A 14,202-nucleotide genomic window follows, 5' to 3' on the forward strand; every position below is an offset into this window, starting at 1 on the left:
CCGGCGTCGGGAGGGCCAACACCCGTTTGACGGGCAGCTGTTATGAGGACTCGACCGGCGCCAGGCCGGCCACCGGGCCGATCACGATCACCGCGGGCGGCCGGACCCCCGAGGCCGCCGCGTCGGTGACCACCGTATCCAAAGTGGACCGCAGGGCGCGCTGGGTGCGCATCGTGCCGTCCTCGACGATGGCCACCGGGGTGTCGGCCGGGCGGCCGCCGTCCAGCAGGGCCTTCGCGAACTGCGGGAGCCGCTCCACGCCCATCATCAGCACGATCGTGCCGCGCATGCGGGCCAGCAGCTCCCAGTCCACCAGGGACCGGTCGTCGCCCGGGGCGACGTGGCCGGACACCACCACGACCTCGTGCGCGACGCCGCGGTGGGTCACCGGGACGTCCGCCACCGCCGGGACCGCGAACGCGCTCGTGATGCCCGGGACCATCGTCACCGGGACGCCCGCCTCGGCGCAGGCCAGCACCTCTTCGAAGCCGCGGCCGAACAGGTACGGGTCGCCACCCTTGAGCCGGACGACGAACTTGCCCTCCTTGGCCTTCTCGATCAGCGTGCTGTTGATGACGTCCTGGCTGGCCGCGCGGCCGTACGGGATCTTGGCCGCGTCGACGATCTCGACCTCGGGCGCCAGCTCGTCCAGCAGTTCGCGGGGGGCCAGCCGGTCGACCACGACGACGTCCGCGCGCGACAGCAGCCGGCGGCCGCGGACCGTGATCAGCTCCGGGTCGCCGGGGCCGCCGCCGACCAGCGCGACCCCGGGCAGGCTGCCCTCGGGATGCGGCTGACGGCCGTCTTCGATCGTGCCGTTGTGCAGGCCGTCGAGCATCGAGTCGCGCACCGCGGCCGAGCGCAGCGGCTCGCCGCCGGACAGGACGCCGAACAGGAGGCCGCCGTGCCGGCCGGACGCCGGCGTCACCGCGCTGCCCGACTCGCCCTCGTCGGCGCGGACGCAGAACACCCGCTCGCGCTCGGCTTCGGCGCAGATGGCGGCGTTGACCTCGGGATCGTTCGTACAGGCCAGGGCGTACCAGGCGTCGCGAAGGTCGCCGTCGGTGTAGCCGCGTTCGTGCCAGACCAGCTCGCCCGCGTCCACCATCCCCTGCACCGACGGCGTCGTGTGCGGCGACACCAGTTCGACGCGGGCACCCGCGCCGATCAGCCGGGGCAGCCGCCGCTGGGCGACGGAACCGCCGCCGAACATCACAACGCGGCGGCCCGTGAGCTGGAGGCCGGAGAGGTAGTGCGGGTCGTCCATGGGCCGGAGTTTATTGACGGTTCACCCTTGCGCCAGCCCAGCGTGGGTCACGCCACGCGGAAGACCGGCCCGCGGGCCGCGAAAGCCTCGGCACCAGGTACGCGTGCTCGCGCCGGGCCGGACGTGGTCGCACCGCGCGTCGGTGATGATCAGGATCGGGCCGTCGGCGGGGAAGTCGTCCGCCCGACGCCGGGCTGCAGGATCGTCCCGCCACGGCCGCGGACCCGGCCCGCGATCTCCTCCACCGCGAGGTACCCGGCGTCGGCGTCGCAGAACACCACGCGCGCCGCCGGGACGTCGCGGGCCAGCGCGTACGACGCGATCGCGCCCAGAGCCTTGTTCAGCAGCTCGGCGTTCATCGAGCCGGACGTGTCGAGCACGACGCCGAAGGTGGCGCGCCGGTCGAGCCGCTCGGGACGGACGCGGCCCGGGCGCGGGATGTCCGGGGTCGCTGGCTGGCGGCGCGACGCCCGCGCGTAGCTGCGCACCGGCAGCTCCACCCGGACGTGCTCGTCGAACCAGCGGGCCGGCCGCGCGTCCCACGGCAGCGGCGGGTGGTCCAGGGCCCGGATCTCCTGCTCCAGCCCGAGCGGCAGCAGCCCGCGGCCCTGGGCGTGGTGGTCGCCCCACGGCAGCGGCCGGCTCTTCCGGGACGACCAGCGCTGGGCCGCGTCGGGCTCGGAAAGCCAGTCATCCAGGACGTCGCCGACGGAGCGCGAGCCGAGTGTGAGCAGCTTGCGGGCGCGGCGGAGATCGGTGGTCAGCGTGTCGTAGACCGACTCCGCGGACATCCCGGTGAGCTGCTGGTCGTGCAGGCTGCCGTCGGGCAGCTCGCCGACGCCCATGGCGACCAGCCGACCGTTGACGACGTAGTCGCAGGCGACGTTCCACAGGTACGGGTCACGGCCGTGCGCGCGGCGCTCGTGGCACAGGGCGGCGTGCAGCATCTCGTGGGCCGGCACGAACCGCCATTCCTCGGCGGTCAGGGCGGCACCCGGGTTGACGTGGATCCCGCCGTGCCCGGCGTCGACCGCCGCCGGCGAGGGTGAACCCGGCCGCCATCGCGCCGAGCAGCGGGAACGACGAGACGAACCAGGACAGCGCGTGGTCCCACTCCCCCATGGCCCGCCGGTGCCGGGTCTGCCCCCGCGTGCCGGCGGCGCGTTCCATCGCCTCGGTGGCCGACGCGATCAGCCCGCGGCCGAACCGTTCGGTCCACGGCTCCGGCTTCCCGCGGTACGCCGGTTCCCAGCGTGAGAGCGGCGGCGCCGGCCGCAGGCACGGCGTGCCGGTGCCCAGGTCGGTGAACGGCGCCGGGACACCGGTCTCGCGCCACGCCCGGGTCAACGTCTCTTCGTCGGCGCCGGGCAGCTCCGGCGGCTCCACGACGGGAGTGCCGACGCGGACGGCGACACAGCACGCGGCCGCGTAGGCCGGGTCGATGAGCGGCTCGTCGTCGAGGTGGCCGAGGCAGAGGTGCAGCAGCAGGTGCGCGAAGACCCAGGCCCACTCGGTGGGGCGGGCGCGGTTGACCGTGAGCACGCCCCGGCCGTCGACGACGCCCCAGCCGCCGACGCTCTCGGTGCTCAGGCTCGCGCAGCGGGCGAGGTGCTCGAGGACCGTGTGCGAGCGCGCCCGCGCCCAGCCGTCCTCGATCGCCTCGGTCCGGCGCTCGGCCTCGGGGTTCATGCCCGGGCGGCGACCACCGCGGCAGGTCTCGGGCGGCTTCGACCAGGAACCACGACGGCAGCCGCGGGTGGCCGGCCTCATCGTCGGCGATGACCAGCTGGGCCATTTCGAGGGAGATCTCGGCCAGCTCGACGAGCAGGCTCTTCGCGCGGAACGCGAACTGCCGCACGGCCGTCGACGCATGGCGCTTGTCCGCGGGCAGGTCCTCGACCAGCCGGGCGCGGAACGTCTCGGCCAGGAAGTACAGCAGGTCGCGGTCGCCCGGCTCGGCCGGCCGGCGCGCGTCGCCCTTGAGGATCGCCTCCAGGTCGAAGGCGTGCCGCGCCACCTTGAGGTACGCGCGGAACGCACCCGCGTGCTGCGGGGTGAGGGTGGCGTAGGCGAGCAACGCGATCGTGTCGTCGCTGTCCGGGTCGCCGTAGGAGTGCAGGAGATCCGAGAGCATGTGCCAGGACCGCGGCGTCGAGAACGGCTCCTCGGTCTTCGGCGGCGGGCTCCACAGGTGGTCCGGCCGGACGACGGCGGTGTTCAGCAGGACTCGGGCAGCTGGGCGGGCGTGACCGTGAGCCGGCCGTGCAAGCGTGGACCTCCTGAGTCAGGACATCCCGGTGCGACGCTCCCTTTCGTTCGCCCATGATCACCGAGCCACCCAGCCGCCCGCATCCGATTTTACTGAGCGCGCCCCGAAGCCGGGTACGGCAGCAGGGCCATCTCGCGCGCGTTCTTGATCGCCGTGGCGACCTGTTTCTGTTGCTGCGGCGTCAATCCCGTCACGCGGCGGGCGCGGATCTTGCCGCGGTCGGAGATGAACTTCCGCAGCAGGTCGACGTCCTTCCAGTCGACGCGGGTGATCCGGTGGGCGTGCAGCAGGTTCACCTTGCGCTTGCCGGGACGGTCGCGGTTCGGCTTCGGCATCCGGCTCACCAGCTCGACTTCGTGACGCCGGGCAGCTCGCCGTTGTGCGCGGCCTGGCGCATCTTCACCCGGGACAGCCCGAACTTCCGCAGATAGCCCCGCGGCCGTCCGTCGGCGGCGTCCCGGTTGCGGATGCGCGTCGGGCTCGCGTCGCGGGGCAGCTTCTGCAGCGCGACAACGGCTTCGGCCTTCTCCTCCGCGGACGACGACGGCGAGGCGACCAAGGCCTTCAGCGCGCGGTGACGTTCGACGTACCGCGCCGCGACCACCTTCCGCTGCTCGTTCTTCGCGATCTGCGACTTCTTGGCCATCAGCGCTCTTCCTTGAACTCGACGTGCTTGCGCGCGACCGGGTCGTACCTGCGCAGGACCATCCGGTCGGGGTCGTTCCGCCGGTTCTTCTTCGTGACGTAGGTGTAGCCGGTGCCCGCGGTGGACCGCAGCTTGATGATCGGGCGGATGTCGGTGCTCTTCGCCATTACAGCTTCACTCCCCTTGCCTTCAGTTCGGCCACGACGGCCTCGATGCCGCGCTTGTCGATCGTCTTCATGCCCTTGGCGGAGACGCGCAGGCGCACCCAGCGGCCTTGGCTGGGCACGAAGTAGCGACGGTTCTGCAGGTTCGGCTCCCAGCGCCGCGACGTGCGGCGGTGCGAGTGCGAGACCTGCTTGCCGTAGCCCGGCTTGCGGCCGGTGACCTGGCACACGGCGGACACGGACCCTCCCAAGTTGATAGTGGTTGTCGTTTTCATCTACTCTACGCACCGTACCCCTCCCGTATTCCTGGAGCCGTAGTGACCCCTGAACCCCGCGTCCCGCTCGTCTTGGTGAGCGGCCTCGCCCCGGGACCGAACGCCACGCTCGCCGAGCTGCTGCGCGTCGCCGAGCCCGGCACCGCCGTCGTCCACCACGACCTGCGCGAGATCCACGCCGGCGTCGTCCGCCGGCGGCTGCGGCTCGAGCAGCGCGACCAGCTGACCGTCCTCGAACTGGCCCACGGCTGCGTGTCCTGCACGCTGCGCGAGGACCTGCTGCCCCTGCTGCGGCACCTCGCCCGGATGCCGCGGGTCCGCCGGATCGTCGTCCGGCTCGACGAGGCCATGGAGCCGGAGCCGGTGAGCTGGGCGATCCGGAACGTCCTGGTCGGCGACCACCCGGTGAGCGACGACGTCGACCTGCGCGCCGTGCTCACCGTCGTGGACTGCGCCACCTTCCTCGCCGACGCGACCGGCGACGACGTCCTGGCCGAGCGGAACCTGCAGGGCAGCCCCGAGGACGAGCGCACGGTCGCCCAGGTCGCCCTGTCCCAGGCCGAGTTCGCCGACGTCCTCGTGCTGGCCGGCGCGGCGACCGACGCGTGGATCGCGGCGAAGGCGTCCGCGGTCCTCGACCGGGTCGCACCCTCGGTCCCACGCGTCGAACTGAGCCGGAGCGACGGGCACAGCGTGCTCGACGCCGTGCCGAAGGACGCCCGGCGCGGCGAGGTCACCGACATGCACGGCGCGCTGCTGCGCGGCGAGCCGCCGGTGCACGTCGACTGCGGCATCGGCCTGGTCACGTTCACCGCCCAGCGGCCGTTCCACCCCGAACGGCTCCACGACGCGCTCGACGTCCTGCTCGACGGCGTCGTCCGCACCCGCGGGCGCGCGTGGGTGGCGAGCCAGCCGGACGTCGCGTTCTGGATCGAGTCGGCCGGCGGCGGGCTCGGCATCGGGCACGCCGGGCCGTGGCTCGCGGCGCCGGACGGTCCGGCGTGGACGGACGTCTCCCCCGAACGCCGCACGCTCGCGTCCCTGCGCTGGGACCCGGTGCACGGCGACCGCGCGCAGGAGCTCGTCGTGGTGACCGACCAGACAACGCCCGATGAGATCGACGCGGCCCTGCGCGGCGCTCTACTGACCGACGACGAACTGGCCGCCGGCCCGGCGGAGTGGCAGCGCTACCCCGACCCGTTCGGCGACTGGCACGAAGAGCCGTGCGAGGACACCGAAACCGACCCGGCGCGGCATGACGCGACCGCGGCGAACCGAAAGGAAGACCAGTGAAGACAGGCATCCACCCCGACTACCACCCCGTGGTGTTCAAGGACTCGTCCACCGGCGACGCGTTCCTGACCCGCTCCACCATCACCTCCGACAAGACGGTCGAATGGTCCGACGGGCGGACCTACCCACTGGTCATGGTCGACATCAGCTCGTGGTCGCACCCGTTCTGGACCGGCACCCAGCGCATCATGGACAGCGCCGGCCAGGTCGAGAAGTTCCACCGCCGCTACGGGAAGCGGGGGACGCGCTGATGGCCGTCCCGAAGCGCAAGAAGTCCCGCAGCAACACCCGGTCCCGGCGCTCGCAGTGGAAGGCCGCGGTGCCGGACCTGGTGCCGATCAAGGTCGACGGTGAGGTTCGGCTGGTCCCGCGCCGGCTGATGCGGCACTTCCACTCGTGACCGTCCCGGTCACGGTGCTGTCCGGCTTCCTCGGCGCGGGCAAGACGACGCTGCTCAACCACATCCTGGCCAACCGGGCCGGGATGCGGGTGGCGGTGATCGTGAACGACATGAGCGAGGTCAACATCGACGCGGCGCTCGTGCGCTCGCAGGAGCGCCTCGTCGAGCTGACCAACGGATGTATCTGCTGCACCCTGCGGGAGGACCTCCTCGAAAAGGTCGCGGCGCTGTGTTCGGACGGCCGCTTCGACCACGTCCTGATCGAGTCGAGCGGCATCTCCGAGCCGATGCCGGTGGCGGCGACGTTCACGTTCCTGGAGTCCGTCGCGCACCTCGACACCATGGTGACGGTGGTGGACGCGGCGAACTTCACGCGCGAACTGGCCGCCGGCGACTCGCTGGTCGAGCGCCGGCTCGACCAGTACGCCGGCGACGAGCGGACGGTCAGCGACCTGCTGGTGGACCAGGTCGAGTTCGCCGACGTCCTGCTGCTGAACAAGACCGACCTGGTGCCCGACGTCGACCGCCTGGTGGCGACGCTGCGGCGGCTCAACCCCGCCGCGGACGTCGTCACCGGCAGTTTCGGGAAGGTGCCCCTGGACCGGGTCTTCGGCACCGGCCGGTACGACCCGGTGCGGGCGCGGGAGGCGCCGGGCTGGGTGGCCGAGCTGAACGGCGACCACGTGCCGGAGACCGAGGAGTACGGCATCTCCAGCGTGGTCTTCCGAGCATCGGAGGCGTTCGACCCGGCGGCGCTGTGGGACTTCGTGACGCGGAGGCTGGACTCCGGCGAGTTCGGGACCGTGCTGCGGTCCAAGGGGTTCTTCGTGCTGGCGTCCCGGCCCGGGGTGACGGGGCTGTGGTCCCAGGCGGGGGCGGTGGCGCGGTTCGAGCCTCAGGGCGTAGCGACCGAGCCGCGTCAGGAGCTGGTGTTCATCGGCGTCGACCTCGCCGGTGACGCGCTGCTGGCCGCGCTACGCGACTGCCTCGGCGAAGTCAGCGGGCCGGACCGGTTTCCGGAGTGGGGCCCGGTCCACGTCCACTAGTGGTCGTCGTAGTGGTCCTCGTGGGCCGCGTGGCGGTGGCCGTCGTGCAGGTAGTCGACGTGCTCGCCGTGGGGCACCGCCACGTGGCCGCAGCCGTCGCCGTGGGCGTGGTCGTGCCCGGTGTGCGGCACGTGGCCGGTCATCTCGCACTCGTCGAAGTGCCCGTCGTGCGCCCGGTGGAGGTGGCCTTCGTGGGCGTAGTCCACGTGGTCGCCGTGCGGGACGGCGGCGTGGCCGCAGCCTTCGCGGTGGACGTGGTCGTGGCCGGCGTGCTCGACGTGGGCGATGGTCATCGGCTGTTCCTCCCTGCTTGTGTCCACTTCGGACGCTAGCCCCGGCGGCCGCGCGAGGCCGGGCGAAAGCTCCCGGCTCACCCGATAGCGGCCGGTCCGTCCGAGTTGATCAACCCAGGTTTATCAGTCTAGGTTGACGATCGTGACGGACGAGGAGCTCCTCCAGGCCAGCGCCGACCTGCGCGTCGCACTGGGGCGGCTGATCCGGCGTCTGCGGCAGGGCTACGTCGTCGGGGAGCTGACGCTGCCCGAGCGCTCGGTGCTGTCCCGCCTCGACCGGGAGGGCCCGGCCACGCCCGGGTGCCTGGCCGACCTGGAACGCGTCAAGCCGCAAGCCATGGGCGTCACGCTCGCCGGGCTCGTCGACCGCGGGCTCGTCGAGCGGCGCAAGGACGACTCCGACGGCCGCAAGGTGCTGATGTCGGTCACCGGCGCCGGCGTCCAGCTGCTCACCGACCGGCGGTCGCGGACCACCGAGAAGATGGCGACCGCGCTGGCCGAGAAGTTCACCGCGGCCGAGCAGCACGACCTCGTCGCCGCCATCCCGCTGATCGAGCGGCTGGCGGACGAGCTGTGACCGTCGCCGGAACGCACAGCCGCTACAAGTGGGTCGCCCTCTCGAACACCACGCTCGGCGTGCTGATGTCCGCGCTCGACGGCTCGATCGTCATCATCTCGCTGCCCGCGATCTTCCGCGGCATCGGCCTCGACCCCCTCGCGCCGGGCAACATCGGCTACCTGCTCTGGATGATCCTCGGCTACCTGCTGGTGCAGGCCGTGCTGGTGGTGACGCTCGGCCGGCTCGGCGACATGTTCGGCCGGGTCAAGATGTACAACCTCGGCTTCGTCGTGTTCAGCGTCGCGTCGGTGGCGCTGTCGTTCGACCCGTTCCACGCCGGCGGCGGTGCCCTCTGGCTGATCGGCTGGCGGATCGTCCAGGCCGTCGGAGGGTCGATGCTGACGGCGAACTCGGCCGCCATCCTCACCGACGCCTTCCCGGCCGAACAACGCGGGATGGCGCTCGGCGTCAACCAGATCACCGCGCTGGCCGGGCAGTTCCTCGGCCTGGTCGTCGGCGGGCTGCTGGCCGAGATCGACTGGCGCGCGGTGTTCTGGGTGAGCGTCCCGTTCGGGCTGCTCGGCACGATCTGGTCGATCCGCAGCCTCCGCGAGGTCGGCACGCCCAAGCGCGCGAAGGTCGACTGGGGCGGCAACATCACCTTCGCCGCCGGAACCGCGTTGCTGCTCGCCGCGATCACCTACGGCATCCAGCCCTACGGCGGCGCGGCGACCGGCTGGGGCAGCCCCTGGGTGCTCGGCGGCATCGGCGCCGGCGTGCTGCTGCTCCTACTGTTCGGGCTCATCGAGACCCTCGTCGCGGCGCCGATGTTCCAGCTGAGCCTGTTCAAGATCCGCGCGTTCGCCGCGGGCAACATCGCCGCGTTGCTGACGTCGGTCGCCCGTGGTGGCATGCAGTTCATGCTCATCATCTGGCTGCAGGGGATCTGGCTGCCCCTGCACGGCTTCGACTACGAGCGGACGCCGTTGTGGGCGGGCATCTACATGCTGCCGCTGACCGTCGGGTTCCTCCTCGCGGGGCCGGTCTCGGGCTACCTGTCCGACCGGTTCGGCGCGCGGCTGTTCTCCACCGGCGGGCTGCTCCTGGTCGCGGCGGCGTTCCTGGGGTTGCCGGCGCTGCCGGTGGACTTCCCGTACCCGGCGTTCGCCGCGCTGCTCGTCGTCAGCGGCATCGGCCAGGGCATGTTCTCCGCGCCCAACACGTCCGCGATCATGAGCAGCGTGCCGACCGAGCAGCGCGGGGTCGCGTCCGGGATGCGGGCGACGTTCCAGAACTCCGGGACGTCGCTGTCGATCGGCGTGTTCTTCTCGCTGATGATCGCCGGCCTCGCGTCGTCGCTGCCGCAGACGCTGACCAGCGGGCTGCAGGCCCACGGCGTCCCGGCGGCCGTCGCCGACGGCGTCGCCCAGCTGCCGCCGGTGAGCACGCTGTTCGCGGCGTTCCTCGGCAGCAACCCGGTCGGGCACCTGCTCGGCCCGGACGTCCTGGCCGGGCTGTCGCCGGCCGACCGGTCGGCCCTGACCGGCGGGGAGTTCTTCCCGCAGCTGGTCTCCGGACCATTCCACCACGGCCTGGTGGTCGTGTTCACGGCGGCCGCGGTGATGGCCGTCGTCGCCGCGGTGGCGTCCGCTTCGCGCGGCAAGCGCTACTTCCACACCCCCGAGGGATCGAAGGAGAACCGATGACCGACGAGATCGTCGCCGGGACCGTCACCATCACCGGCCACGGCGGTGACGAGCTCGAGGCCTACCTGGCCAAGCCGACCGACGCGACCCCGCGCGGCGGCGTCGTGGTGATCCACCACATGCCCGGCTACGACGCGGCGACGAAGGAGATGGTGCGCCGCTTCGCCGTCGAGGGTTACAACGCGCTCTGCCCGAACCTGTACACGCGCGAAGCACCGGGCGCGGACCCGGACGACGCGGCCGCCACGGTCCGCGCAGCCGGCGGCGTCCCGGACGACCGCCTGGTCGGCGACGTCTCCGGCGCGGCGGACTACCTGCGCGCGTTGGAGAACGCGAACGGCCGGATCGGCGTCATCGGCCACTGCTCGGGCGGCCGTCAGGCGTTCCTGTCCGGGTGTTCGCTGGACATCGACGCGGCGGTCGACTGCTACGGCGCGTTCGTCGTCAACGACCCGCCGGAGGCCATGAAGCAGATGAAGCCGCTGCTCGGCCTGTCGTCGCAGCTGTCGTGCCCGCTGCTGGGTCTCTTCGGTGCCGACGACCAGTTCCCCGGCCCGGACGAGGTCGCGGTCCTGGCGGCCGAGCTGGAGAAGCTGGGCAAGGAGCACGAGTTCCACACCTACGCGGGCGCGGGGCACTCGTTCTTCTCGGTCGACCGCCCGAGCTACCGCCCCGAAGCCGCGAAGGACGGCTGGGAACGCATCTTCGACTTCTACTCCCGCACCCTGACGGTCTGAGAGGACTTCGCCATGTGCACTTACCTGACCGAGAAGTTCGCGCTCGAAGGCAGCGGCAAGGGCGCCCGCGGCTGGTTCCGCCTGAACGAGGGAACCGTGTACGTCGACCACCCGGTCCACGCCCCGTACGGGCACACGGTGAACATCGACTTCCGCAACCCGGGGTTGGGCGCTTCGGCGCGGGTCGCGTTGGAGCTGACCGAGGAGGACGCGCTGGCGCTGGCGGATGCCATCGTCGCGGCGGTCAAGTCCGCCCCGGCGGGGCTGGCTTCGCGGAACCAGTGATGTTCCGGCCCGGGCGTCCGCGCCCGGGCCAGCTCACCGGAGCTGCTTCCCGGCTACCCGGACGAACGCGTTCAGCACCTCCTGGCTGCGGTCTTCGTGCTCCCGCAGCGCAGCGCGGTCCACCGCGTCGGCCATCGCGCCGATCGGGTCGAACGCCGCGTCGGCCAGCCGGAGGAGCTCGGCGTCTTCGGTGAGCAACCGGACCGCGAACCGCGCGTGATCGGCGGCGGCCCCGCTCTGGTCGGCCTCGGTGCGAGCGGCCGCCTTCTCCGTGCTGTCCGGGTCCGCGTGCCGCAGGAACCACCGGGAGATCACATTTTGGCGAAGCACGGTCATCGCGCCGGCGAAAGCGGCGTAGGCCGCGATCCTTTCCTGGCGTAGCCGTTCGTCGCGCGCCGCGCGCTCCGCCCGCCGCGCCGTGAGGCGGGCGAAAACGTACGTCAGGGTCGCCCCGGCCAGGGTTCCGCAGACCGCGATGATGCTGGTCAGCACACCGTTCATGCCCAGAGTGTCCCAGACGTCAGGGCGTGTAGAGCGCGCCCAGGAACTCGAGCAACAGCCGCTCCCGCAACGGTCCTGGCGCCGTTGCGAGGAGCGCGTTGATCGGGGCCATCCGCTCCGGAAGCCCGGACGCACCGCCGAGACCCGCTGCCGCCAGGAGGCCCGCGAACTGCTCCGACGTCAGCGTCTCCGGGTCCAACGCCGCCACGAACTCGGCCACGGCAGCGTCGATCACCACCGGACCCGAAGCACGCGCGGCGTCGACCGAAGCCGCCAGGTCCGTCAGGAACTCCTTCTCGCTGCCGTGGTTGGCCGCCGTCACCGTCAGGTGGAGGTTCGCCGGGGACGACAGGTGCGCGAACTGCGGCTGGACGTACCAGCCACGCACCTTCATCTCGTCGGCCACCGTGAAGAGATCGAAATCGTCGGAGCCCGTGAACGCGATCAGCGTCGACACCGGGTCGCCCAGCACGCGCAGGCCGTCGATCTCGGCGATGCCGGACCGGATGTGCGACACGGCTGAACGCGTCGAGGCGGCCAGGGACAGGTAACCCTCCGAACCGAGGTGCCGGACCACCGCCCACGCCGCCGCCAGCGGGCCGCCCGAACGCGTGCTCTGGATCGTCGTGTTCAGCATCGTGTAGCCCGGCCACGCCGCGCTCGCGAAGTAGTGCGAGCGCCGCAGCTCCGCCGACCTGTGCAGCAGCACCGACGTGCCCTTCGGGCAGTACGCGTACTTGTGCAGGTCCACCGAGATGCTCGTGACGCCCGGGACGCGGAAGTCGAACGGCGGGACGTCGGCGCCGAGGCGGGCGAAGTACGGCAGCACCCAGCCGCCGATGCACGCGTCGACGTGCAGCCGAACACCCCTGGCAGCAGCCACCGCCGCGATCGGAGCGATCGGATCCAGCACTCCGTGCGCGTACGACGGCGCGCTCGCCACCACCAGCACCGTCGAGTCGTCGATCGCCGCGGCCATCGCCGCCGGGTCGGCCTGGAACGTCACCGGGTCGACCGGGACGTCGATCCGGCGCAGCCCGAACAGGTGCGCCGCCTTGTGGAACGCCGCGTGCGCGGTCGTCGGCAGCACGATCGACGGCGACGCGATCGAGGGGTGCGCGTCCCGGGCCGCGAGCACGGCGAGCAAACACGACTCCGTGCCGCCGGAAGTCACCGAACCGACCACACCGGACACCGAGCCGAGCAAGGACGAAGCCGCCGAGACGAGGTCGTTCTCCATCCGCAGCAGGCTCGGGAACGCCGTCGGGTCGAGACCGTTCGCCGACGACGCCAGCGCGTGCGCCGCCGCCCCGAGGGTGTCCACTTCGGACAGACCGCTGTCGTAGACGTAGGCCAGCGTGCGGCCGCCGTGCGTCGGGAGGTCACCCCCGCGCAGCTCCCGCAGCTCCGCCAGGACGTCCTCAGGCGGGTTCATGGCGCGGCTCCAGCACCTTGCGCCGCAGCAGCGGCAGGGCCAGCGCGATCAGCACGCCGGGGATGATCGACGCGCCGAACAGGATCGCGACGATCGCGCTGTGCGGCTGGGCCGTGGTCGCGTCGGTGCTCGACACGTACCCGCCGAACGCCAGGATGATCGCCCACAGGCCGCCGCCGAAGGCCAGCCCGAGCGTCTCCCCCGCGGTCCAGACGCCCGCCGCGATCCCCGCCCGGGTCTCGCCGGTGCGCTCCTCCTCGGCGGTGATCAGGTCGGGCAGGATGGCCAGCGGGAACACCGAGATCCCGGCGTAGCCGACGCCGCACAGCGCGACGAAGAGCAGCGTCACGACCAGCGGCAGCGACTGGGCGAAGACCAGGCCGAGCAGGCCCACCGCGAACGCCGCCGTGGCGATCCGGAAGCCGTTGAGCTTGCCGACGCGGTCGCCGAGGCGCGGCCACAGCGGCATCGTGACCAGCGCCGGGCCGACGAAGATCACGAAGATGATCGTCCCGTAGCCCTCGTCGCCGAGGATGCGCTGGGCGAAGAACGGGATCGCGGCGAGCACCGTGCCGATGCCCAGCGCCTGGATGAAGTACGAGCCCAGCAGCCAGCGGAACGGGCGCCAGCCGGCGAGCGTGCGGACCAGTTCCTTCAGGTTCACGGTGTTCGGCCGCAGCGAGCCGACCGGCGCGTCCTTGAGGCCGAAGTACACCAGCAGCGTCGCGGCCAGCACGATCAGCCCGATCACGACGGCCATCACCCGGTAGCCCGCGACCCCGCCGATGCCGGTGCTGATCGCGGGCGCGCCGCCACCGCAGATCAGGATCGTCACGGCCAGCACGCCGATGCGGACGCTGGTGAGCTTGGTGCGCTCCGCCCCCGACGAGGTGAGCTCGGCGGGCAGGGCGTTGAACGGCACCTGGAACAGCGCGTACGCCGTGGCGCAGAGGGCGAACGTGATCGCCACGTACAGCGCGTCCGGCAGCGGGGCGCCGAACCCGGGGTGGGCGAACATCGCCGCGAACAGGATCGCGACGCCGATGCCGCCGACGAGCAGGAAGCGGCGGCGGCTGCCGGTCTTGAGCAGGTCCGCGTCCGACATCCGGCCGGCGATCGGGTTGAACAGGACGTCCCAGGCCTTGGGCACGAACACGATCGCGGCGGCCCACCCGGCGGGGACGGCCATCGTGTCGGTCAGGTACTTGACCAGCACGAGGCCGGGGACTGTGCCGAAGGACCCGGTGACGAACGAGCCGAGCGAATACCTGAACCGCGTCCGGCCGGACAGCGTCGTCATGGTTCTCCTCGCAGAACGAATACGAT

19 protein-coding genes and 1 pseudogene are annotated in these 14,202 nt (G+C 72.0%); 9 read left to right on the forward strand and 11 right to left on the reverse strand.

Going from position 1 to position 14,202, the window contains the following annotated elements:
* Nucleotides 1-40: 40 nt before the first annotated feature.
* The 3 genes and pseudogenes from cobA to ACZ7PG_RS39810 all read right to left on the reverse strand — a co-directional run bounded on the left by cobA (nt 41) and on the right by ACZ7PG_RS39810 (nt 2,956).
* A complete protein-coding gene (gene cobA, locus ACZ7PG_RS39800) occupies nt 41-1,267 on the reverse strand; it encodes a uroporphyrinogen-III C-methyltransferase (RefSeq protein ID WP_470244358.1) in 1,227 nt (408 codons plus the stop codon).
* A gap of 149 nt (nt 1,268-1,416) precedes the next feature.
* Nucleotides 1,417-2,283 (reverse strand): annotated as a pseudogene (locus ACZ7PG_RS39805) (vWA domain-containing protein); the annotation flags it as partial.
* Entirely contained in the window at nt 2,168-2,956 is a 789-nt protein-coding gene (locus ACZ7PG_RS39810) for a hypothetical protein (RefSeq protein ID WP_470244359.1), read from the reverse strand. The gene ACZ7PG_RS39810 and the pseudogene ACZ7PG_RS39805, both read right to left, overlap by 116 nt.
* A gap of 67 nt (nt 2,957-3,023) precedes the next feature.
* On the opposite strand from ACZ7PG_RS39810, the gene ACZ7PG_RS39815 reads away from it, so the two are divergent.
* Nucleotides 3,024-3,593: a hypothetical protein gene (locus ACZ7PG_RS39815; RefSeq protein ID WP_470244360.1), complete on the forward strand. Its 570-nt coding sequence runs from the start codon at nt 3,024-3,026 to the stop codon at nt 3,591-3,593.
* Between the two features lie 32 nt (nt 3,594-3,625).
* Here the strand turns inward: ACZ7PG_RS39815 and rpsR are convergent, their stop codons facing one another.
* From rpsR to rpmB, 4 genes are read right to left on the reverse strand one after another with little or no spacing between them, the layout of a single operon-like run.
* Entirely contained in the window at nt 3,626-3,880 is a 255-nt protein-coding gene (rpsR, locus tag ACZ7PG_RS39820) for a 30S ribosomal protein S18 (protein WP_470244361.1), read from the reverse strand.
* Nucleotides 3,877-4,182 carry a 30S ribosomal protein S14 gene (rpsN, locus tag ACZ7PG_RS39825; protein WP_470244362.1) on the reverse strand — a complete coding sequence of 102 codons (306 nt, stop codon included), beginning with the start codon at nt 4,180-4,182 and terminating at the stop codon, nt 3,877-3,879. The genes rpsR and rpsN overlap by 4 nt, the downstream gene beginning before the upstream one ends.
* A complete protein-coding gene (rpmG, locus tag ACZ7PG_RS39830; RefSeq protein ID WP_470244363.1) occupies nt 4,182-4,349 on the reverse strand; it encodes a 50S ribosomal protein L33 in 168 nt (55 codons plus the stop codon). The genes rpsN and rpmG overlap by 1 nt, the downstream gene beginning before the upstream one ends.
* Complete coding sequence (gene rpmB / locus ACZ7PG_RS39835) at nt 4,349-4,585, reverse strand: 50S ribosomal protein L28 (RefSeq protein ID WP_086860064.1); 237 nt, start codon at nt 4,583-4,585, stop codon at nt 4,349-4,351. The genes rpmG and rpmB overlap by 1 nt, the downstream gene beginning before the upstream one ends.
* Before the next feature lie 78 nt (nt 4,586-4,663).
* Here rpmB and mrf point away from each other — a divergent pair, with 78 nt between their 5' ends.
* From mrf to ACZ7PG_RS39855, 4 genes are read left to right on the forward strand one after another with little or no spacing between them, the layout of a single operon-like run.
* Nucleotides 4,664-5,914: a ribosome hibernation factor-recruiting GTPase MRF gene (mrf, locus tag ACZ7PG_RS39840; protein WP_470244364.1), complete on the forward strand. Its 1,251-nt coding sequence runs from the start codon at nt 4,664-4,666 to the stop codon at nt 5,912-5,914.
* On the forward strand, nt 5,911-6,165 hold the full coding sequence (locus ACZ7PG_RS39845; RefSeq protein WP_470244365.1) for a type B 50S ribosomal protein L31: 255 nt from the start codon (nt 5,911-5,913) through the stop codon (nt 6,163-6,165). Before mrf ends, ACZ7PG_RS39845 begins: the two co-directional genes overlap by 4 nt.
* Nucleotides 6,165-6,314 carry a 50S ribosomal protein L32 gene (rpmF, locus tag ACZ7PG_RS39850; RefSeq protein WP_125316285.1) on the forward strand — a complete coding sequence of 50 codons (150 nt, stop codon included), beginning with the start codon at nt 6,165-6,167 and terminating at the stop codon, nt 6,312-6,314. Before ACZ7PG_RS39845 ends, rpmF begins: the two co-directional genes overlap by 1 nt.
* Nucleotides 6,311-7,360, forward strand: a complete 1,050-nt coding sequence (locus ACZ7PG_RS39855) for a GTP-binding protein (RefSeq protein WP_470244366.1) — start codon at nt 6,311-6,313, stop codon at nt 7,358-7,360. Before rpmF ends, ACZ7PG_RS39855 begins: the two co-directional genes overlap by 4 nt.
* Here ACZ7PG_RS39855 and ACZ7PG_RS39860 read toward each other — a convergent pair.
* Nucleotides 7,357-7,653 (reverse strand): hypothetical protein, encoded by a 297-nt coding sequence (locus ACZ7PG_RS39860; RefSeq protein WP_470244367.1) that lies wholly within the window; start codon nt 7,651-7,653, stop codon nt 7,357-7,359. The two genes, ACZ7PG_RS39855 and ACZ7PG_RS39860, sit on opposite strands and share 4 nt — an antisense overlap.
* 142 nt (nt 7,654-7,795) lie before the next feature.
* Between ACZ7PG_RS39860 and ACZ7PG_RS39865 the strand changes: the two genes are divergently transcribed.
* The 4 genes from ACZ7PG_RS39865 to ACZ7PG_RS39880 are packed head-to-tail and all read left to right on the forward strand — an operon-like array spanning nt 7,796 to nt 10,940.
* Nucleotides 7,796-8,230 carry a MarR family winged helix-turn-helix transcriptional regulator gene (locus ACZ7PG_RS39865; protein ID WP_470244368.1) on the forward strand — a complete coding sequence of 145 codons (435 nt, stop codon included), beginning with the start codon at nt 7,796-7,798 and terminating at the stop codon, nt 8,228-8,230.
* Nucleotides 8,227-9,918, forward strand: a complete 1,692-nt coding sequence (locus ACZ7PG_RS39870) for an MFS transporter (protein ID WP_470244369.1) — start codon at nt 8,227-8,229, stop codon at nt 9,916-9,918. Before ACZ7PG_RS39865 ends, ACZ7PG_RS39870 begins: the two co-directional genes overlap by 4 nt.
* Nucleotides 9,915-10,655: a dienelactone hydrolase family protein gene (locus ACZ7PG_RS39875; RefSeq protein ID WP_470244370.1), complete on the forward strand. Its 741-nt coding sequence runs from the start codon at nt 9,915-9,917 to the stop codon at nt 10,653-10,655. Before ACZ7PG_RS39870 ends, ACZ7PG_RS39875 begins: the two co-directional genes overlap by 4 nt.
* A gap of 12 nt (nt 10,656-10,667) precedes the next feature.
* Nucleotides 10,668-10,940 carry a DUF6295 family protein gene (locus tag ACZ7PG_RS39880; RefSeq protein ID WP_470244371.1) on the forward strand — a complete coding sequence of 91 codons (273 nt, stop codon included), beginning with the start codon at nt 10,668-10,670 and terminating at the stop codon, nt 10,938-10,940.
* A gap of 33 nt (nt 10,941-10,973) precedes the next feature.
* Here ACZ7PG_RS39880 and ACZ7PG_RS39885 read toward each other — a convergent pair whose 3' ends face one another.
* The 3 genes from ACZ7PG_RS39885 to ACZ7PG_RS39895 are packed head-to-tail and all read right to left on the reverse strand — an operon-like array spanning nt 10,974 to nt 14,176.
* Complete coding sequence (locus ACZ7PG_RS39885) at nt 10,974-11,441, reverse strand: hypothetical protein (RefSeq protein ID WP_470244372.1); 468 nt, start codon at nt 11,439-11,441, stop codon at nt 10,974-10,976.
* A 19-nt stretch (nt 11,442-11,460) separates the two neighbouring features.
* Complete coding sequence (locus ACZ7PG_RS39890; RefSeq protein ID WP_470244373.1) at nt 11,461-12,876, reverse strand: aminotransferase class V-fold PLP-dependent enzyme; 1,416 nt, start codon at nt 12,874-12,876, stop codon at nt 11,461-11,463.
* Nucleotides 12,863-14,176: an MFS transporter gene (locus ACZ7PG_RS39895; RefSeq protein ID WP_470244374.1), complete on the reverse strand. Its 1,314-nt coding sequence runs from the start codon at nt 14,174-14,176 to the stop codon at nt 12,863-12,865. Before ACZ7PG_RS39895 ends, ACZ7PG_RS39890 begins: the two co-directional genes overlap by 14 nt.
* Nucleotides 14,177-14,202 lie beyond the last annotated feature (26 nt).

This window comes from Amycolatopsis sp. NPDC114504, assembly GCF_055633595.1.